General features: G+C 46.7%; 21 protein-coding genes. 2 read left to right on the top strand and 19 right to left on the bottom strand.

Annotated elements, in window-relative coordinates; all coding sequences use genetic code 11:
- Positions 1-157: 157 nt before the first annotated feature.
- From FC61_RS00905 to FC61_RS00835, 15 genes are all read right to left on the bottom strand, one after another.
- The gene (locus FC61_RS00905) at positions 158-868 is read right to left on the bottom strand and encodes a DivIVA domain-containing protein (RefSeq protein ID WP_011668168.1); all 711 of its coding nucleotides are present in this window, start codon (positions 866-868) and stop codon (positions 158-160) included.
- Positions 869-887: 19 nt separating this feature from the next.
- Positions 888-1,667: a YlmH family RNA-binding protein gene (locus FC61_RS00900; protein ID WP_021741790.1), complete on the bottom strand. Its 780-nt coding sequence runs from the start codon at positions 1,665-1,667 to the stop codon at positions 888-890.
- Positions 1,668-1,688: 21 nt separating this feature from the next.
- Entirely contained in the window at positions 1,689-1,973 is a 285-nt protein-coding gene (locus tag FC61_RS00895) for a YggT family protein (RefSeq protein ID WP_011668170.1), read from the bottom strand.
- A 12-nt stretch (positions 1,974-1,985) separates the two neighbouring features.
- Complete coding sequence (locus tag FC61_RS00890; RefSeq protein ID WP_021741791.1) at positions 1,986-2,417, bottom strand: cell division protein SepF; 432 nt, start codon at positions 2,415-2,417, stop codon at positions 1,986-1,988.
- A gap of 35 nt (positions 2,418-2,452) precedes the next feature.
- On the bottom strand, positions 2,453-3,712 hold the full coding sequence (gene ftsZ / locus FC61_RS00885; RefSeq protein WP_035464556.1) for a cell division protein FtsZ: 1,260 nt from the start codon (positions 3,710-3,712) through the stop codon (positions 2,453-2,455).
- Positions 3,713-3,733: 21 nt separating this feature from the next.
- The gene (ftsA, locus tag FC61_RS00880; RefSeq protein WP_021741793.1) at positions 3,734-5,062 is read right to left on the bottom strand and encodes a cell division protein FtsA; all 1,329 of its coding nucleotides are present in this window, start codon (positions 5,060-5,062) and stop codon (positions 3,734-3,736) included.
- A gap of 141 nt (positions 5,063-5,203) precedes the next feature.
- Positions 5,204-6,073, bottom strand: a complete 870-nt coding sequence (locus FC61_RS00875; RefSeq protein ID WP_021741794.1) for a cell division protein FtsQ/DivIB — start codon at positions 6,071-6,073, stop codon at positions 5,204-5,206.
- Between the two features lie 32 nt (positions 6,074-6,105).
- On the bottom strand, positions 6,106-7,200 hold the full coding sequence (murG, locus tag FC61_RS00870) for an undecaprenyldiphospho-muramoylpentapeptide beta-N-acetylglucosaminyltransferase (RefSeq protein ID WP_021741795.1): 1,095 nt from the start codon (positions 7,198-7,200) through the stop codon (positions 6,106-6,108).
- Entirely contained in the window at positions 7,200-8,579 is a 1,380-nt protein-coding gene (gene murD, locus FC61_RS00865) for a UDP-N-acetylmuramoyl-L-alanine--D-glutamate ligase (protein ID WP_035464568.1), read from the bottom strand. Before murD ends, murG begins: the two co-directional genes overlap by 1 nt.
- Positions 8,580-8,680: 101 nt before the next feature.
- Entirely contained in the window at positions 8,681-9,652 is a 972-nt protein-coding gene (mraY, locus tag FC61_RS00860; RefSeq protein ID WP_011668177.1) for a phospho-N-acetylmuramoyl-pentapeptide-transferase, read from the bottom strand.
- A gap of 21 nt (positions 9,653-9,673) precedes the next feature.
- Positions 9,674-11,833 (bottom strand): penicillin-binding transpeptidase domain-containing protein, encoded by a 2,160-nt coding sequence (locus tag FC61_RS00855; protein WP_021741797.1) that lies wholly within the window; start codon positions 11,831-11,833, stop codon positions 9,674-9,676.
- A complete protein-coding gene (gene ftsL, locus FC61_RS00850; protein ID WP_021741798.1) occupies positions 11,833-12,228 on the bottom strand; it encodes a cell division protein FtsL in 396 nt (131 codons plus the stop codon). Before ftsL ends, FC61_RS00855 begins: the two co-directional genes overlap by 1 nt.
- 44 nt (positions 12,229-12,272) lie before the next feature.
- Positions 12,273-13,217 (bottom strand): 16S rRNA (cytosine(1402)-N(4))-methyltransferase RsmH, encoded by a 945-nt coding sequence (rsmH, locus tag FC61_RS00845; protein WP_021741799.1) that lies wholly within the window; start codon positions 13,215-13,217, stop codon positions 12,273-12,275.
- Between the two features lie 31 nt (positions 13,218-13,248).
- Complete coding sequence (gene mraZ / locus FC61_RS00840) at positions 13,249-13,680, bottom strand: division/cell wall cluster transcriptional repressor MraZ (RefSeq protein ID WP_011668181.1); 432 nt, start codon at positions 13,678-13,680, stop codon at positions 13,249-13,251.
- A gap of 210 nt (positions 13,681-13,890) precedes the next feature.
- Complete coding sequence (locus tag FC61_RS00835) at positions 13,891-14,244, bottom strand: DUF3397 family protein (RefSeq protein WP_035464557.1); 354 nt, start codon at positions 14,242-14,244, stop codon at positions 13,891-13,893.
- A 172-nt stretch (positions 14,245-14,416) separates the two neighbouring features.
- Here FC61_RS00835 and FC61_RS12250 point away from each other — a divergent pair, with 172 nt between their 5' ends.
- Entirely contained in the window at positions 14,417-14,539 is a 123-nt protein-coding gene (locus tag FC61_RS12250; RefSeq protein WP_011668183.1) for a DUF4044 domain-containing protein, read from the top strand.
- A gap of 59 nt (positions 14,540-14,598) precedes the next feature.
- On the opposite strand, the gene FC61_RS00830 is transcribed toward FC61_RS12250, so the two are convergent.
- From FC61_RS00830 to FC61_RS00815, 4 genes are all read right to left on the bottom strand, one after another.
- A complete protein-coding gene (locus FC61_RS00830; protein WP_035464561.1) occupies positions 14,599-16,944 on the bottom strand; it encodes a DNA translocase FtsK in 2,346 nt (781 codons plus the stop codon).
- 18 nt (positions 16,945-16,962) lie between these two features.
- On the bottom strand, positions 16,963-17,475 hold the full coding sequence (locus FC61_RS00825) for a tRNA (cytidine(34)-2'-O)-methyltransferase (RefSeq protein ID WP_011668185.1): 513 nt from the start codon (positions 17,473-17,475) through the stop codon (positions 16,963-16,965).
- 299 nt (positions 17,476-17,774) lie between these two features.
- Positions 17,775-18,629 (bottom strand): methyltransferase domain-containing protein, encoded by an 855-nt coding sequence (locus FC61_RS00820; protein WP_021741802.1) that lies wholly within the window; start codon positions 18,627-18,629, stop codon positions 17,775-17,777.
- Entirely contained in the window at positions 18,616-19,803 is a 1,188-nt protein-coding gene (locus FC61_RS00815; protein WP_021741803.1) for an AI-2E family transporter, read from the bottom strand. The genes FC61_RS00820 and FC61_RS00815 overlap by 14 nt, the downstream gene beginning before the upstream one ends.
- Positions 19,804-19,892: 89 nt before the next feature.
- On the opposite strand from FC61_RS00815, the gene FC61_RS00810 reads away from it, so the two are divergent.
- Entirely contained in the window at positions 19,893-20,525 is a 633-nt protein-coding gene (locus tag FC61_RS00810; protein ID WP_021741804.1) for a copper homeostasis protein CutC, read from the top strand.
- The last annotated feature ends 292 nt before the right edge of the window (positions 20,526-20,817 follow it).

The raw sequence follows: 20,817 nt of genomic DNA, 5'->3' as shown, positions 1-20,817 counted from the left end.
CCCTCAATCGTCATATCGCGACGTTCTCGCTATAGCTTACTGTGATTCGGCTACAGAGCTTGGAAGAGTGATATCACCTAAAAGAGCGGGCTGTTAGCCTTCCACTATCGCTAACTCGCTAAAACCATCTTTTTAGTTGACGTGGTTCTTCATGCCATTATTTATTTTGATCAAAATGCTCGTCGTCATTTTCAGGGAAGATCACAACAGTTTCACCATTGTCCCCACCATCCGTAACGGGTGCTTCAGTCACAGCTTCTTCAGTCGGTTCCGCAACTGTTTGTTCAGGCTTTGAGTGTACGCCCTGAGCCGCTTCATTGTCAAGTCGATCGCCAACGACCTTCTTGATTTCTTCGTAGCTCGACATGGAACCTTCCTTAAGCAAGCTGTCCCAATCGTTAGACTTGACCACTTCTAACTGGCTTTCCAACATTACCTGAAGCCGTTGTCGGAAGACCCGGGTACTCTTCTTCAAGTCGTCCGTTTCGACAGCCAGCTTCTTCGCTCGCTTCGATGCTTCCGCCATGATTTGGTTACCCTTATTAGTCGCTTCAGAAACAATATCTGAACTCTGCTTTTGGGCTTCGCGAATGATAATTTCCGATTCCTTTTGAGAGTTGGCTTTCACCTTATCGGCGGCCTCTTGCGCGACTAAGATGGACTGATTCAAGGAATCCTTCAAGTCGTTAAAATACTTGAGTTTCCCATTAGCCGCATCCAATTGTTCTTCTAATTCTTTGTTGTGGTTCAACGTGATTTGGTAATCCTTGATGATCTGATCCAAGAAATCGTTAACCTCATCGACATTGTAGCCCCGCATCTTGGTGCCGAACTCTTTATTATGAATATCTAATGGACTTAATACCATTGCACTGTTCCCTCCGCATCTATTTCTGTAGTACCGCTAGTGTGACTCGTATTTTATCTTTCTTCGTCCGACCGCCGACTTCATCTAAGCGAATCCGACCAAACCCCCGGACCGAAACAATATCGGCCACATCTAGCTCATAGTCAGGCTTTTGCGTTTCCGCCCAATTTAATCGCACATGACCGGCTTCAATCAATTCTTTAGCGCGGTGCCGGGATAAATGAAACCCAGTCCCCACGATGTTGTCCAACCGCAATGACGACAGGGTCGCACCTTCTGCTGTCCACTCACTTAAGGGGTGCACCAAATCAGCAAAATCGGCGAGCTGTAACCGCGCCTTAACGCGACCAATTCGGTCGACCTGCCCGGTTAAGTAATCGGCCATCCCCGCCTCAGTGACGACCTGCCAGGTAGTGCCATCGGTTAAAATGTCACCAAGAATTTCCCGTTCAATGCCAGTTCCCAGCAATGTCCCCAGAATCTGACTGTGATGTAAAGTAGCGAACTTCACCGGATAATCGACGCGCAAAACTGCTAACTCAAAATCTTTAGCCACGGGTTCATAATAATCTGGATAAAATAGGGCCCGCTGCATTTCAGCGTGGGCATGGCCCCCATTAAACTGAACAGGAACATCCGCTCGTCGCGCTAAAGTTGTTGCGATATAGACCTGCCGCGGATTCAAAAAGTTGGTGAGAACGGGACGATATTCGTCTTGTGACTGCTGAATCCAGCCCCCCACAGCATCAATCAGCGGCGCTTCATCTGGCCGAAAATGTTGTAAAACATTCTCATCCAACGTTTTCGCCTCCTAGCGTTGTCACGTAAATAGTAAATTTAAAATCATTATTTGTAGGGCCTGTAACCCATATTGGACCAACGATAAGACCACAATTGCCACTACTGGCCCAAACCCAATCGGTCCCAACGAAATAAATTCGAAGTACCGCAGAAAGGGTTCAACCAAGCGCCCCACGATTTGACCAAATCTAGACTGATAACCGCCAGGTAACCAGCTTAATAAGGCATACACCACGATCAGTAATATATAGGCACTGACTAGCCAGTTTAAGGCTTTAAAAATCCATAAGACTAAAGTTAACACAATGTCGCTCCTTTATTGTGTGACTTGCGTGCCTAGATTAGCGGCCACATCGCCACTAACTTCGAAATTATGGGGCGTACATAGAAAAATCTGTTCCCCAATTCGTTTAATTTCGCCACCTACAGCGTACGCAGTTCCATTAAGGAAATCGACAATTCGCTGGGCCTGTGCTTCATCAACCCGTGCAAAATTAACGATGACTGCATCACCGTTCGTCAATTGTTTAGCAATTGACTTGGCATCCGAGTAGATTCGCGGTTCACAAATCGCGATATGACTGGCATTAGGTTTTGCAGTTCGCATAGCAACCACCTTCCGACTATCATTCGGCCGAGTTGGCGGTGTTGGCGTTGACTTAGTTGTCGGTGTTGGCTCTTCCGCGTAGTCATCGTCATACTCATCATTCATCCCGAAAAACTTGCTGAGACTAAATTTTTCCGCCATGATTCGCCACTCCTCTCACAACGAATTCCAAACGGTTACTTACGCCGCCGTTTGAAAAATGGTGGTGTATCTTCACTCTTGTTATCATCTGAAGCTGAGCTATCATTCTGGTTCGGATTAAAAATATTAAAATCTGGTTTATCAACCCCAGCGAATTCGTTACTGGTGTTAGCCGCCGAACTAGTGGGTTCTGGCCGATGAGCTGGTTCACGAATGTCCCAGTTTCCGAATGGATCCTTTTCGGTTTCCTTTGCTGGTGTTTCGGTTGCATTATCAGCCCGATTTTGGCTTTCAGCCCGTCGTGCTACGCGACTGTGAGCCGCTTCGCGTTCTTCTTTTTTCTTATCAATTCCTGTGGCAATAACCGTAACCCGAACTTCATCGCCCAGATCTTCATCAATTGATGTCCCGAAGATAATGTTAACGTCACTCGTGGCCGCATCGGACACAATTTGTGAGGCCGCTTGTGCTTCAAACAAGGACAAGTCGGGGCCACCAGTGATGTTCAACAGTACCTGTTCAGCCCCATCAATTGACACTTCCAGAAGTGGTGATGAGATAGCCTTCTTGGTTGCGTCTTCTGTCCGGTTTTCACCATTAGCAGACCCAATTCCCATTAAGGCAGCACCTTGATCCTTCATAACCGTTTTAACATCAGCAAAGTCCAAGTTAACGTAGCCAGGACTCGTAATTAAGTCAGAGATCCCTTGAACCCCTTGACGTAACACATTGTCAGCTTCTTGGAAGGCTTCCATCATTGGCGTCTTCTTGTCAACAATCTCCAATAAGCGGTTGTTAGCAATGACGATCAACGTATCAACGTTTTCCTTCATTTGGGCAACCCCTTCGGCAGCGAAACGTCCCCGCCGTGGGCCTTCAAAACTAAATGGTCGGGTCACGACACCAACAGTTAACGCGCCGCTTTCCTTGGCAATCTTAGCCACGATAGGTGCGGCACCGTTACCAGTACCCCCACCCATTCCGGCAGTAACGAAGACCATATCGGCACCATCCAAGGCTTCGGTAATTGCTTCTTCGCTTTCTTCAGCTGCCTTGGCACCAACTTCTGGATTGGCACCCGCGCCAAGTCCTTTAGTTAATTTTGGTCCTAATTGAATCTTGGTTTCGGCTTTTGAGGCTTCAAGTGCTTGAACATCGGTGTTAGCGACGATAAACTCGACACCCTTAACGTCTTCCGCGATCATCCGGTTAACAGCGTTGTTTCCACCGCCACCGACACCGATAACTTTAATGATTGCGCCATTGTTCTGCGCAGAATCTAATGAGTATTCCATTGTGTATTCCTCCATCTCAGGTTAGTCGAAGAAGTCGCTGAAGAACTTTTTAATGCCTTCGGTCCGATTTTTCTTCTGTTTTGGTTTCGCTGATTTGCCTTGAGTTACCGGTGCCGCTTCGTTGGCCGCATCTTCAGCAACCTGTTCGCGTTGACGAATCTCGTCGGTTTCATCGGCTAATTGGGTGGAGCCCGTTAATGCACTCTTAATGAGTAAATCAATTTCACTCAGTCCCCCATAGTAGTTCACCAGGGCTAAAGCCAAAGTGAATGATGGATGACGTAATCCCATCTGATCCGGAACGTAAACCCGGACATTGGTATTAAATTCATCCGTTGCCAGATCCGTAATGCCCGGCAAAGCTGCTACCCCACCAGTTAACACAATGCCACCTGGTAGTTCCAAAGCCTGTACCTTATCTAAATTAGCACGTAGTCGTTTAAAGATTTGGTCCAACCGTGCTTCAATAATCTCTGCTAAGTATTTTTCTGAAATTGGCGTTGGCTGGCTTTGACCAACCACGTCAACTGGAAATTCATCCTCATCGCTAGCCTGCGTTGAATCAGCATAGCCGTAGTCACGCTTGAGCTTTTCTGCACTGTCCAGTGACGTATTCAAGACCACGGAGATGTCCTTGGTAATGAATTGGCCCCCCTCTTGGTCCACGTCCACATACTTAAGCTGATGATCATGAATCACAGCGGCAGTTGCTTGGCCACCACCTAAGTCAATCAAGACCGTACCAAAGTCTTGCTCACCATCGTTCATAACCATCATCCCTTGCGCCATCGGATTAATTACCGTGCCGCGAAGATGTAGTCCGGCCTGTTCTACGGCCTTGCGCGTGTTGTGCATAATCGTTTTGGGCCCGGTGAATAAGGTACCATGAAGCTCTAAGCGAACACCCACCATACCACGGGGATCCTTGATCCCATCAAAACCGTCCACGACAAATTCATCGGCTAAAATATCCACAACTTCTCGTTCTGGTGGTAAGCTTTGAATCAAAGCCGCCGTGGCCACGCTCCGAACGTCGCGCCCAGTGATTTCTCGTGACTGATCGTCAATGGCAATCATGCCGCTGCAAGGTTCAATTTTTAACATATTTGCGGGAATTCCCACAATCACATCGTGAATCTCGATACTAGCCTTTTCTTCGGCCTGTCGAACGGCGCGCTGAATTGCTTCCGCTGCCTTGTCAATATCCACGATAACCCCGCGGCTGACACCATTCGAACGTTCATTTCCCACACCAATAACGTTCATTTGCCCCTTAACATTCTCAGCAACAATGACTTTTATTGAGGTGGTTCCTATATCGAGGCCAACGTACATCCCTGAATTATCCATAGAAAAAGGAACCTCCTAAGTTAATGATCTTATAACACTGCATGAATTCGCTTTTTCCCTAATAATTTTCAGTTTAACACACTTGATAGGGGTTGAAAAAGCCTAAATGACGCTTTTTTATGCAATGCAATCAAAATGAAATTATTTTTTAAACGCATATGAGTAGGCACCCACTTCCAGATTGACCACGCCCTTTTGTTTCATCTTGGCCGCAATGCTTGGATAATAGGCCATTTTCTTAGCGAAACTGGGAATACTAGCGTAAACCTCGTTGCCATCATTCATAAACAAATGAACGCGATCAGGATTACTTTTAGTCGGTGAATCTTGGATTTCACTGATACTACTCTTAATGTCACTATCTAATTTAGCATACTGCAGAATCATTCGGTGTAGCCGCTTGGTCGTCTTAAATTGCCCATAAACTGGGGTACCACTCTTAGGCTGGCTCACCGACTGTTGACTAACAATACCATTTTCCAGTACCTCATAGTAACGATTTTGCCTCATCACGTAGCCCGCAGTCACATATTCTGTGACCCGAATGGTCGCGTGATTGAGTAAATGAAACTGGACCGTGACTTTTTTTAGCCGCGAATTTCGTTGCAACGCCTGTTGCTGCAACTTCTTTTCGTGGCCCATCACGTTAAAAATCGAATCGCCTGGCAACACACCAGTCGCCGTTTGAATCTGACGAACCGATAGCGCATGCGCCCCGGTTACCCGCACACGTTGTAAATGACTCAATGGTGATACCAGATAGACCATAGCTAGGATAACAACCGTGAAACTCGTTAATAGAATGGTCAGTCGCCGAACTAACTGCCGATTTCGTTGATGCTTGAGCCGTGGTAATTTATCACCAATCCGTTTGGCTTGGTGAAACCATTTGGGCGTTCGTGCCTGACGTTGCTGCTGTCGGCGCTTTTGTTTTGCTTGTTCCTGGTACTGCTCCCAAGGCGTCAAAGAACGCTGCTGCTTAGACTCCTGACGGTTTAGCCGGAATTTCACGATTATTCACCTCCTATCTCATTGAAATCGGCCTAGTCACGTTTCAAAGCTTCTACCACATCCAGCACCCGATCGGCCGCATCTGGCACACCGAGTTGCTTAGAGGCCGTTGCCATGTCTTGCCGCAACGCATCATTGGTCATTAATTGATCAGCCTTTGCAATTAACGTCTCACCCGTCAGGTCAGCCTCTTTAATGATCTCAGCTGCCCCCACCGTTGCCAAGGAATTTGCATTCTTGGTTTGGTGATCCGCCGTTACATACGGACTTGGAATCAAAATTGATGGAATCCCATCAGCCGTGATCTCAGCTAAACTGGTTGCCCCAGCCCGACCAACAATGGCCGCAACCCGAGGTAACACTTCCGGCATATTTCCAATGTATGGCTTAATCACAACATTATCCGCAACAGTCATACCTTTTAACTGGGCCATCACACCGTCGTAGCGCTTCTGTCCAGTGACAAACACAACTTGATACTCACGATGATTAAATTCAGGAATCGCCGCAACCGTGGCGGCGTTAATCTTCAAAGCCCCTTGGGAGCCCCCAAAAATCAGCAGTGTGGGCACATCATCTTGAAGTCCATACTCGGTCCAACTAAAGTGACTGACCACCTCAGCAGCTTCCTGCGCTCGTGGGTTCCCAGTCTTGACCATTTTATTCACTGGCAATTGATCTAAAGCGGCGTCAAAGACGTAGGCAATCCGATCAACGTAACGACTCAAAAAGCGGTTCGTAATGCCAACCACACTGTTCTGTTCGTGAATCAGTGTTGGCACGTGTAGCCGGGCTGCCGCATAGACAACCGCCCCTGACACATAGCCCCCCGTGCCAACGACCACATCCGGTTTAAATTGCCGAATCATCTTTTTAGCCTCGTGAACACTCTTTAAGAACAGATAGACTGTCTTGAAATTTTCTAACGAGAGGGACCGCTTAAACCCTTGAATGCGCGTTGCTTGAAATGGAATCCCTTTAGCCGGAACAATCGTACTTTCCAAACCACGCTCAGATCCAACGTACATCACTGCGGAATCCGGTTCGCGCTTTTTTAGCGCCTTGATCAGAGCAAGTGCCGGGTAAATGTGGCCCCCAGTCCCACCACCTGATACCATTAATCGCATTATTTTTCCTCCTGTTTGCCGGTTAATTGTTCAACCGCCTTAATAAATTTATCGCCCCGAACTTCAAAGTTTGGATACTGATCCCAACTGGCATTGGCTGGTGACAACAAGATAATATCACCGGCATCGCTCAGTTCGTAAGCTGTAGGCACTGCCGTCTCTACATTTTCGCTCAGTCGAATCGTTTGAATGCCAGCTTGTTTAGCGGCATCTTCTAATAATTTCGCCGTTTGTCCAACCAGCACTACGGCCTTGACATGGGCCTTCAATGAAGGAACCAGCTTCTCAAACGTATAGCCCCGATCCAATCCACCAGCGATTAAGACAACTGGTGCAGTGAACCCCTTCAAGGCCATCTCTGTAGCTTCCATATCGGTTGCTTTAGAATCATTATAGTATTGACGACCGTCTGCTTCTAAGACATATTGCGTTCGGTGACGAACACCGCCAAAACTACGCAATACAGCCACGATTGCCGCGGTGCTGACCCCTTTGATCTTAGCTACGGCGATTGCTGCTAGCGCATTTTCAACGTTGTGATCACCAGGGACTTTAATATCGCTAGCTGGCATTAGCTTCTCGTCTTTGAAATACAAGTCACCATTCAATTCATAAGCACCAGCTTGCGACTGTGCTTCCCGAGAAAATGGCACTACTTGCGCCGCTGACTGTTCACTAAGCTCGCGAAGTTCCGGACTGTCGAAATTTACCACGAAGTAATCATCAGCCGTTTGGTTAGCCGTAATCTTCATCTTAGCAGCGACATAGTTTTCCCGTGTTTTATGGTAATCCAAGTGATTGGAAAAGATATTGGTCAACACGGCAATATGGGGATGGAAGGTGGTTGTTCCCACCAGCATAAAGCTTGAGACCTCTAATACTAGCGTATCATCAGCCGTCACCGTTTGGGCAACCTGACTGGCAGGAATCCCAATATTCCCAGCGTACACGGCCTTGCCGGCACGCCGATCATGGTCAACCATTTTTTGGATCATCGTGGTCGTCGTCGTTTTTCCGTTGCTACCAGTGACCGCAATCAGTTCGGCTTCAGCAACTTCGCTAGCCAGTTCCATTTCACTAATAACGGGCACCTTATCAGCCAATGCCCGTTTAACCACTGGCACATCGTAAAAGATTCCCGGATTTTTAACGACGAGATCATATCCGGGATCTAATAGATCGGCTGTTTGTTCTCCCGTAATTACCGTAAATCCGTCGTTTTGTAACTCTTGCGCGTCCTGATTTTCAGCCAACGGTTTAACATCACTGACGGTGACCTGAGCCCCCAATTTCCGTAATAGTCGCGCCGCATTGACACCACTCTTTGCTAACCCCAATACGAGGACTTTTTTACCTTGATATGTCGTGAGATGTTTCATAATAACCGTTCGCTCTCCATTCATCGTTAATTGACTTACTTTCACTAAAAAAGGACTAACCGACTCCTAACGAGCCAGTTAGCCCATTAGTCGACCAAAACTTACTTTGCCAAGATCACCCAGACACCACTCAGAGCCGTGACCAAACCAATACCCCAAAAAGTCAAATCAATCCGCCATTCGCTCCACCCCTTCATTTCGAAGTGGTGATGAATTGGACTCATCAGGAAAATCCGCTTACCCGTTAGCTTAAATGAGGCAACCTGCAAAATAACGCTCGCCGTCTCGATCACAAATATCAGCCCGATCCATAACAGGGATAATTCATGGTGCAACAGGATGGAAACTGCCGCTAAGGCGCCACCTAAGGCCAATGACCCGGTATCACCCATGAAAATCTTAGCTGGTTTGTGATTGAAGATAAGAAATCCGAGAAGACTGCCGACTACGGCAAAACAGAAAATCGCAATATTAATCTGGGCCTGTTGCCAAGCGACAATACCATACGCCGCAAAGGCAATGCTGGCTAACCCGCTCACCAAGCCGTCTAATCCATCTGATAAGTTCACCGCGTTACTAAAGCCGACCAACCAGAGGATAACAAACACAGCATACCAGCCACTCATGTGCCAGTTACCAATTCCTGGCACATGTAGCGCCATTGGTAACTGTTCATGCGTGTAGACCCAAAACAAAATGAGGGCCCCAACGATCTGCCCCAGCATTTTCTGCCAGGCCTTTAGACCTTCATTTTGTCGGTGGAATAACTTAATACTGTCATCCCACATGCCTAACGCCCCGTAGAGTACTAGGATAAAAATTAAAATCCACGTTGTCGGTAACATATGGTGAGGCGCTAGTACCCAACTGGTCAATAGCGTCATTACCGCAATCGCAACAATGAATAGGAGGCCCCCCATTGTAGGCGTACCCGATTTTTTCTCATGCCACGTTGGGCCTTCTTCACGAATCATTTGACCTTCATGCCGTGCCCGGAAATACCGGATCAACGCGGGCATAAATGCCGCAGTAATTATAAATCCACCCAACAGGGGCAACAGTATATTCATCATTGTCTTACTCAATCCTCATTCTCATTTATTTTGTTTCAAAGTAACCGTTAAGGTGTCATTCGCTGACAGGGTCGTCCCCGTCTTGATACTTTGCTTCGTCACATAACCGTCACCTGACACAGTCAGCTTCAAACCTTCCAACTGTGCTAATTTTACCACATCGCCCTTCGACCAGCCGGTTAAACTTGGCATGCTAACCGCACCACTTGTGGTTAAAAAGACCCGTTCATCATAATACAGTGTGGTTCCGGCCGCGACAGACTGTTTAGTAACTTTGCTACCGGTCCCCAACGTTGTCACTTGCGTATTGGCCTTTGTCAATTTCGTGGTTGCGCTAGTGGCACTTTGACCAACAACCGATGGCATTTTGGTGCTTGTAGTCTGCTTGGTTTGCGTATCTTCTTGCAAAGCCCGCGCCATGACTGGCTTCATGATCGACGCCAATAACTTAGTCGCCGTTTTGCTTCCCAGCGTGGGTTGCTTCATCGTAATATACATCACGTATTTCGGATGGCTTGCTGGCACCATAGCCGCAACAGAATACAAGTAATTATTATCACCGTTTAGGTACCCACTGCCGTTACTAATCTGTGCCGTCCCAGTTTTAACCGCCACTCGTTCGCCAGCCATCTTGTAGTCACTACCAATCCCGTAGCTCTTATACACGACGTCTTCCATATGCTGCCGAACCTTCTTAGCCGTGGTGGCAGAAATTGGCTTACCCACCTCAGTTGGTGAATACTTTTTGACCGTCTTATTCGTATTGGGATCGACGACTTTGCTAATCACGTACGGCTTCATCATCGTCCCATTATTGCTGACAGACGTTAAGGCTTGTAACATTTGGAAAACGGTAACCTGAATCCCTTGACCAAATGCCGTATCTGCTTGCTCAATTGGGCGTTCAAAGGCAATACTTCCCGTCAACTCACCAGGTAACCCTGACTTCGTGCTCTTCAAGAAGCGGAAACGATTAATGTATTTACGCCAGGTTTTAGCCCCCATCTGTTGTTCCAAATGAGCCATTGCCACGTTACTGGATAAAGCAAATCCCTTATTGTACGTGATTGTGCCCCATCCGGACGTGTTCCAGTCGGGAACTGTCTGGGTCCCAATTCTGTATTTCCCTGATTGATACATCGCGTTACCATTATAATTTCCACTATTAATTGAAGAAGCCAACGTGAAGATTTTCATCGTTGACCCCGGTTCGTAAGCATCCTGAACCAACGTATCCCGCCAAATTTGGCTGAGGCCCGACTTGGTTGACGCATTAAACGTGGGCCGTTGCGTTGCCGCGAGAATCGCGCCCGTTTTCGCATTCATTAAGACGGCATTCATTGATTTGGCATGGACCTGACTTTGAACGCTAGACATTTCCGTTTCCAACAGCGTTTGTAATCGGGTATCCAATGTTGTATAGACGTTGTCACCATTTTTCGCTTTTTTGTATTTCTGTTTCGTTCCGGGCAACTGGTAACCATACATATCTTTCTTAATCTTTTGTGAGCCATTCGTTCCCGTTAGTTGCTGATTAAACGCTTGTTCAATCCCCATGGTTCCAGTTAGCTTCGTTGTCCCGGACTTATTAGTTGTCGATTGTGCCAACCCAATTAAATGCGAGGCAAATACCCCATTGGGATATAGCCGAGCTTCTTGTTGCACAAAGTTAACCCCACTCAAGTGGGCCGCCTGAATCTTTTGTTTCGTCATCAACGAAATGTTTTGCCCGGCCGTTCCAAATTCAACTTGGAACGTATTCTTTTTGCTAGGGTTCAAAATCTTCAGAACTTTCTTGCGACTGATCGGTAAGTTTTTGGCTAACACGGTCGCAATCTTCTCTTTATTTGTGGCATAGAGTTTTTGACCACTCGTTGATACCTGCCGTTTGTCCAGCACCACGTAAATCGAATACACACTGGTGTCTTCCGCAATCGCCTGGTCGTTAGCATCGTAAATCGTCCCGCGTTTGGCCTTTAACGTTTCATTTGCCGTATACAGTTTTTGTGCCTGCCGACTCAAATTAACGTTTTGGACCTTTTTGCCAATGGAGATATACGAAAAGCGACCGACGATGAGGATAAACACCCCGAGAAAAATGTAAAACAGAAACCGACCAACACTCTTGCGGTTTCTGCTGGGTTGCTTATTCATCGTTTGTCGCTTTTGGGAATCTTTCATTATTTGTTTACATTCCTTATTCTAGCATTTTCGAGAGTCAAGCCCTGCTTTTTAGCAATTTTATCAAGTCGACTACGACTCTGCAACTCATTAATCTGTTGTTGCTTGCTCGTATTGTGATTTTGAATGGTTGTCACTTTGTTATTGATGCTCTGTAAGTTATGTTCAGCCGTACTCATTGCAATCTTAGACGATACCACACAAACCATCAACAAAGCCAAAGCTAATCCACAAACGGTCATTAAACACTTTTCAAACTTGGAGACCGGTAGCTTCTCCCCTTGAGGGTGCTGCTGTGGGGCCTGTCGTGTTTGTCGTTTGGGTTGTTCTATGTTTGGGCGTTGTTGCGGCTCCGCGGTAAACGGAACGGCTTCTGCTAAGCTGTTTTGCGCCATAAGTTATCATCTTCCTATGTCGATATTTATTTGAGTGCCACTCATTACTTAATTTTTTCTAAAATTCGTAATTTTGCGCTGTGCGCGCGGTGGTTAACTGCCAACTCTTCTTCTGACGGCAAAATCGGTTTACGGTTAACCAATTTAAAATCAGGTTGCAAATTATCTGGAATAACTGGAATGCCATGGGGCAGTTCCGGTAGAGATGATTGTTCTCGAAACATGGTTTTAACTAATCGATCCTCTAACGATTGAAAAGTAATCACACTGATTCGGCCATTGACGTCCAGTAGTGAAACCGCTTGTTCTAAGGAATCCTCTAGTGCTCCCAATTCATCGTTCACTGCGATGCGAATCGCTTGGAACACCTTTTTAGCGGGATGCCCACCATGTCGTCTGGCAGCCGCTGGAATACCTTCTTTGATAATCTCAACCAACTGACCGGTCGTATCAATCGGTGCTTGCTCACGATGCCGTTCAATCGCCCTGGCAATGGGTTTCGCAAACTTTTCTTCACCATATCGATGGAAGATTCGTAGTAGGTCATTAAATGACCACTCGTTCACGACAATCCACGCCGAAAGCTTTTGGCTTTGATCCATCCGCATATCCAAAGGTGCATCGTGTTGGTAACTAAATCCTCGATCAGCTTCATCAAATTGCGGCGATGAGACACCTAGATCGTATAAGATACCATCCACCTGGGTAATCCCACGTTGCGTTAATTCTGCTTGAATCTGACGGAAGTTACTTTTAATAAATGTCAATTTGCCGGCATCTAGATAAGTTTTCAAATGTTCTTCATTGTAAGTAATCGCCGTTTGATCTTGATCAAAGGCGTATAAATGTCCGGTCGTCAATTGTTCCAGAATGCGCTGGCTATGACCGCCACCGCCGAGAGTGCAATCAATGTAGACTCCCGTTGGTTTAATTGCTAAACCCGCAACTGCTTCTTTTAGTAATACCGTGACGTGATGAAAGTCCTCCATGAACACTCTCCTTTCTAGATAGCTGTAATTGCTACATACCAAAGTCAATCAAATTTTCTGCAATATCGTCAAAATCTTCTTCAGCCTTCGTGGAAAAATCATTCCACCGTTCGGCACTCCAAATTTCAAATCGATTCGCGACCCCAACAATCACACATTGTTTAGTTAACGCAGCGTGGTCTCGTAAAGATTTGGGTAAATTAATGCGCCCTTGCTTATCAAGTTCACATTCGGTTGCAGCGGAGTAGAAAAACCGGACAAAGGCCCGGGCATCCTTACGATTGACTGGCAACGCTTTTAATTTTTCTTGCAATGCCGTCCACTCGGTCATCGGATAGCCAAACAAACACCCATCCATCCCGCGAGTGACCACGAATTGTTCTCCTAATTGCTCCCGAAACTTGGCGGGAATGATTAGTCGTCCTTTGGTGTCAACTGAATGTTCAAATTCACCCATAAACATGGCCAATCACTCCCAACTGTAACTGCTATCAAGTTTACCACACCCCCCCACTTTCTACCACAACGTTTCCGAATTTTTATAAATTTCCCCACCAACGACAAAAAAGCCATGGCGAACAGGTGTTCACCATGGCTTAACACGCTTCACAGCGCTTACTTAAAATGAGTAGATAATCAATTAACTTAATATTTATACATTTATACAGCCATCCTAGCTGATTACCAGTAAGAAGCAGCAGGCAAAACCAGCTGTCCAATAGAGATCAGTCAAACGCCAGAATGTTCGCAAAAAGGGCCCATAAAGTAACTCCTTGTTGTGAATTGCCTGCAATAACGCCACAGCGATGCCAATTCCCATCCAACCTATAACTAACCACGGCAAGATGGCTCCAGCACCATTAGGGATTAACAACACCGAACAAAGCAGTAGTAGTGGCGCCATTAGATCCCATGTATTCAAATACTTCGGCCAGTTTCGCCGCAAAATCCGTTTAACCGCCTGGATTAATAGCCACCCTACAACTAAAATTACGAGCTGACCACCAGGTGTGATCCAAAACGCCATGTTCATATCCCCTTACACGTTGATTTCCGTTTAATTATAGAGATTTCCCATGAGAGTTGCAATCGCCATTTGTAACAAGCTCTTGACAACTTCCCCCTGCCGGTTGCAATTCTGCGGTAGCCACGGTAAACTAATTGAGTAAAATTAGACGCAAAGAGGTGGCTATTTCCACATGGAAAAGAAGAAAAAATCAACATTTCAAAAAATTACGAACGTTTTCGTCTGGATCATGATTCTCGCAACGATTGGTTCACTCGTCTTTGGAGCCATTTCATCATTAGGTTTGATGGGGTAATTACCAACACAAAATAGGTGTCAAGTCCGTAGATGGACTTGACACCTATTTTTATTTGATCATTGCGTTGGTCCATCAGCAGAGCTGTCTGGTTGTTTATAGACTTGCCGTGGCTTGCTTCCCTCTTGGGGTCCAATATAACCACGTTGCTCCAGATCATCCATAATCCGGGCGGCCCGATTGTATCCAATTCGAAAGCGCCGCTGTAACAAAGATGTACTAGCTTTTTGTTGCTCAACCACGAAGCTCAAGGCATCGTTGAACAACTCATCATCGCTGTCACCAGCTTCTTCTTGCTGTATTTCTTCGTCCGTGACCATCATATCGTCATCATAATCAGCCGGCTGCTGTTCCTTGATAAAGTCAACCACGTTAGCGACATCCTCATCAGGAATAAAAGCCCCCTGTACCCGTTCTGGGGCATTGGCGTCTACCGGTTGGTATAACATGTCGCCCCGCCCAAGTAGTTTTTCTGCCCCGTTAGCATCGAGAATCGTCCGCGAGTCCGTTCCACTAGAAACGGCAAAGGCGATTCGGGATGGCACATTGGCTTTAATCAGCCCGGTAATAACATCAACGGATGGTCGTTGGGTTGCCAAGATCATATGCACACCAGCCGCCCGACCCATTTGGGCTAAGCGAATAATGGCATCTTCCACTTCACTCGAAACCGTCATCATCAAGTCAGCCAATTCATCGACCACCACCACAATGTATGGCAGCAACGGCCGTTCTTGCCCGTCTTCAGCGTTAGCCTTTTGCACAAAGGTATTGTAACCAGAAATTTTACGTTGACCAAATTGCGAGAACAATTCGTACCGCCGTTCCATCTCGGCCACCGCCTTATGCAAGGCTCGGGCCGCTTTTTTAGGTTCAGAAACCACCGGCGTTAGTAAATGTGGAATCCCATTGTACACGCTCAGTTCAACCTTCTTGGGGTCAATCAACATCAGCTTCAATTGATCTGGTCGTGCATTCATCAACATGCTGGTAATAATATCGTTGATGGCGACAGATTTCCCACTACCAGTTGCCCCGGCGATCAGTAAATGTGGCATCTTCGTTAGATCCATGGTGACCACTTGTCCCGTTACATTACGTCCTAACGGGACCTCCAACGGATGGTTGGGGTGAGCCGGTTGGGCTTCGACAACATCGCGAAAGGCCACCGTTGAGACTTCCCGATTAGGCACTTCAATCCCGATCAGTGATTTACCAGGGATGGGTGCTTGAATTCGAATGCCTTTGGCCGCTAAAGCCAACGCTAAGTCATCCGCTAGATTCACAATCCGAGAAACTTTAACCCCAATGGCTGGATGCAACTCATACTCAGTCACAGATGGTCCCAAACTAACATTCTTAACTTCAGCATCAACGCCAAAACTATCCAGCGTTTGTTTCAAAATTTTAGTATTCGCATCAATGGCGTTAACCTCCGCCGTTTGATCAGTTGGTGGCACTTGTTTCAACAAATCCGCCGTTGGTAACTGATAATTGGGATCAACCGGTGTACTGCTAGCCAACGCATCCGCGGTCGTGTCTTCTTCATGAGAAGATGTCGTAGCTGGTGCGACTGGCGCCTTAGCCGATTCATTGGCCGCCACCGTGATATGATAGCTGGGTTCTTCAGCCGCTGGTTTGGCTTGGGCAATTGGTTCTGGCAAGTCCTTATCATCTGGATCCATTGGCGTCACTGCTGGTGCCACCGAAGCCGGCTTCGATGGTCGCTGATTCTGTCGTTTCTTAGCCAGCTCGCTACCCCGCTTCAATGCGGTTCCACTAGCTTGGACACCCGTATGCACCATCTGCCAAACGGTCTGTAATCCCTGCTCGACTTTGGCCCAGGGAATCTGGAAGAAAATCATCACACCACCGGCCATAATTAGCCAAGCGGCAATCTGGGCACCCAACAGTGCAATCAACCACGCAACAATGCTTAATTCAAAGGCCCCGATTAGTCCGCCACCCAGTTGTGAGGTTAGTCCACCACTCCACAAGTCTGCCAGACTCGCATGCCAGATGGTTGCCATAAACTGCCGGTGCTGATCAACATCGATAAAATGGTTCGCACTGATCCACAAGAGCCAGCCACCGTAAATCGTCGCACTGCCAATCGGATAGTGCCGTGCTAACTGTGGCCACGTCCCAGTGACCGTCAAAGCAACGCCTAAGGCCCCGATAATCACTAATCCGAACTGATACGTGTCACCCAAAAAGAGTCGCACGATATTAGCTGCTAATGTGCCGAGAACCCCTAGATTAAATAATCCGAGCATGGCAAGCGCAACTAAAACTAGGCCTAATACATTGCTCGTATAGGGAAATGGTTGTCGTTTAGCTGACTTGCGACGGGCTGGTTTGCGCTTAGTTGGGCGCCGGCGGGGTGTTTTTCGTTTCGTAGCCAATCAACTGCCCCCTTTCACTTACTTGAGCTTATCGTGGGGATACTGATGAACCCGCTCTAAATTCAAGAATTGTTGTTGGCGCAAGACTTCATAAATCACAATGGCCGCACTGTTAGACAAGTTCAAAGCCCGAATATGCGTGTCGTCTTGCGGAATCCGAATGCACTTCTCTGCATGCTGCCGCATAAAGGGCTCTGGTAGCCCAGTTGTTTCCTTACCAAATAGGAAGTAATGATCATGCTCATTCACCTGGTAATCTGGCTCCGTATAGTCTTGATCTGCGAATTTGGACACTAAGTATAGTTGGCTCAAATCTGAAATGGTATCTAGAAAAGCTGGTAGGTTTTCATGATAGCGGACATCAACTTTGTCCCAATAATCCAGGCCAGCTCGTTTAAGATGGGCATCATCCACAGAAAACCCCAAGGGTTTAATTAAATCCAAAATGGTGTCGGTACCAGCGCACGTCCGGGCAATATTTCCGGTATTGGCTGGAAATAACGGTTCAAATAGCGCAATGTGGTTAGTCATAAAATTCTCTTCTCCGATCTATTATCAAACATTCGTTCTGTCTCACTATTATAGCCATTTCGGCTAGGTTTTGACAAGAGGTGTCCCAACGTGAGATTCCCATCTGTTATCAAATTAATGGGACAAAAAAAGCAGCTCCTCGGTGTGGGCACGGCGAGGAACTACTTTAGTGAAGTGCTACTTGTCTGCCGCTAACAGTTAAACGCTGATATCGACCGCCAAACGATTTCTCATGAGTCAATATAACACGCTGCTGTCAGCTTCGCAAGTCCTTTTCCTAAGATTTTTAAACGTTTTACCTAAACCCCTTGTGCCATTAGGAGGGTTACATCCACCGTAATTGCGGGAAACGGATTAGCCCGCACTTCTGCTAGGCGTGACTCGTCTGCGCCCCAGTGCATCGGTGTCATCAGCATGAGATCCGCAAACAATTCTGTGGGCACCGGCACTTGATAGCGAATGCGCTGTGTTGTGGCCGTGGGATAATGCTGCTGGAACAGGTTCAACACATTACTGTTATCATAACTTGCATGAGTGCTCCCTGCAGGAAAGATTGCCTGACGTAATTCAATAAGGTAATCAGCGTTAGGGATAACCTTGAGCAATTGTCCCCCTGGTGCCAGAACACGGTTGAATTCCTGATAAGCTGACGGCGAGAACAGATCTAAAATAGCCGTAAACTGCTGGTTGGCAAACGGCATCTGCGCCAAATCAGCAACACAGAAGAAGGCCCCACTAGCTAGTTGCGTCGCTAAATTGATCCCTGGTTTTGATAAATCGAAACCAATCGCTACATCTTCAATATTATTCCGTTGGCGTAAAACATCGGCTAATGGTGTTCCTTCACCACAGCCCACATCCAAAATCGTCTGTGACGTTTGGGGAAGGTGGGCGACAAACTCATCCGTAATTCCACGAAACAAGCCCGCTTGAAGCATCCGCCGTCGTGCAGCTAACATCGCATTGTCATATTCACTGGCCACTGCTCGTTGCATAAAGTATAACGTCCCTTTTTTGGATAAATCCACGCCATGACCGTTGGGACACCGCAAGCTGTGACCCACGACGGCCGCATACGGTGTTAGACAGACTGGGCAACGAAATAATCCCGGTTGAGCAGCCAAAAAAGCGGCAGCTTGGTCAATTTTCTTCATTTTTTTCGACTCCTTGATTGCCTTTATCGGCCGGTTGAGTGGTTTCATATCCACCGATAAATTTCTGATACCACTGGAAAAACTCAGTGGCAATAACTTTAATCACGGCATAGCCTGGGATTCCCAGCACCACACCAACAACACCAAATGCTTTGCCGGCCACTAATAAGATAAAAATAATCGTTAGCGGATGAATCTTCAAAGAGCTACCCAAAACAAGTGGCGAAATTGCTCGTCCCTCTAAGGTTTGCTCAATCACAAAGACAATCAGCACTTTTATCAGCATCCACGGGGAAATAAAGGCAGCAACGATGACAACTGGTACCATCGCCAAGAAGGACCCCAGATACGGTACCAAGTTCAAAATACCGGCTGAAATCCCCAGCAACAGCGCAAATGGCAGACCGATGATGAGAAAACCAATATAAAACATGATCGCAACGATAAAGGCAACAATTAACTGTCCTCGAACGTAGTTACTAACCTGTAAGTTCATCTCCCGTAACAGATGAACCACGTCTTCTCGTCGCTTAATTGGAAATAATCGTGCCAAGTACTCAGGAAGTCGATGACCATCACGCAAAAGATAGAACAGAATGAAAGGCGCCGTCACCACCGCAACAGCAATTGAAACTACGCGGCTCACAATCCCGCCCACGGAGCTGACGGTGTTCTTAGCCAGACTTGAGATCGCGGACGAAGAACTGTCAGACAATTGCTGGTTGAATTGCTCTAGCTGTTTTCGAATACCATCTAGTCGATCATCTTTGAGCCAATGCATGGTCGTATTGGTAATTTCACGCCAGTAATGAGGCCACTCCGTGATCAATCCAGTTACTTGTTGTTGAATCATAGGAATTAAGCTGATAATCCCCCACGCGAGTAACCCAGCCACGATCACAAATAAGCCACTTATCGACCAGGTCCGTTTCACATGCTTCGTTTCCAGCCAATCCACAATCGGATTTAAGAGATAGTACCCGACTCCTGCTAATACAATAGGTAAACCGAGGATCTCGCCCACCAAGACAAAGGGGGTTGCGAGCCAAGGGACTTTACTTAAGACTAATAAAATGAGTAAAATAAGAAGTATGACGGTTAGGACGGAAACTAGGCGATTGTTGATAACCCAATTCCAGAACCAAGAGCGCCGTTGCTTCGCGGGTTCTTTCATTAATTGTCCCTCCTAATCTGAATTAATTTAAGTGCATATATTGTAACATACTGTCACCTGCTGTGACTAAAGCGGGAACGTTAGAGAGGATGTCAACTTTGCTATTAACAGAACCTTTATTAGAGAACTATGTGCAGTTGCCCAACGCAGTAGCGGCTGGTAGTAAGCGTGTCGCATTAGCTGATAATCTAGCTGTGGGCGGAACCACCGTTAGTAAAGGCGTAATGGGTGAAGCTGTTCGTTACGCCCATGAGCATCAAGTAAGCATAGAGTTGGTCATTGCGCCGCGTGGCGGTGTGTCACCTTACAATGACGTTGAGATTAAAATGATGGAAGCTGACCTGCTAGAGGCCCAACAACTGGGTGTAGATGGTGTCATCTTAGGTGCTTTGACTGATCAACAACAGGTCGATACCGAAGCCCTAACCCCGCTGATTGCGGCAGCAGGCGGTATGAGCCTCACGTTCAGCACAGCATTTGATCAGATTCGTCCACAAGACCGCGGGACGGCCATTGATTGGTTAGCAAACCAAGGATTTGATCGGATCTGGAGCGCTGGTAACTCAACAGACCGGCTTGCCGACTGGACAGCTAGCAAACGATTGGCAGATTCTGTTGGTTTAACGTTAGTGCCAACAGATGTCACTGCAGCCGAAGTTGCCAAAATTAGTCAGCAGCTTGACGTCCATTTGATTGCTGGTCCAGCTGTGATCGATTTATAATCACTATCAAAAAACTGTGAAAGATTGCCAAATCAGCAATCTTTCACAGTTTTTCTTATTAATGGGATTCCGAATGAATATCACCGAAAGAAATCATACATCGTAAAACAATTATCCGTAGCCCCAAAACGCGTTGTGTGTTCATGCAATCGTCCACTATACTCAGTATAAACACACTTTGCCTTAAGTTTCTTGCTTTCAAAAAGCTTCAGCCTATTCAGTTGTGCCTTCTCAATACCAGTCAATCTATCTCCTAAATTCTGACCAATAAAATAGTTCATACAACAATCCT

Origin of the sequence: Levilactobacillus brevis ATCC 14869 = DSM 20054 (genome assembly GCF_001433855.1) — a bacterium.
GTDB lineage: Bacteria > Bacillota > Bacilli > Lactobacillales > Lactobacillaceae > Levilactobacillus > Levilactobacillus brevis.
The sequence above is the reverse complement of the archived record's forward strand: the minus strand, read 5'-3'. Positions and strand labels throughout refer to the sequence as shown.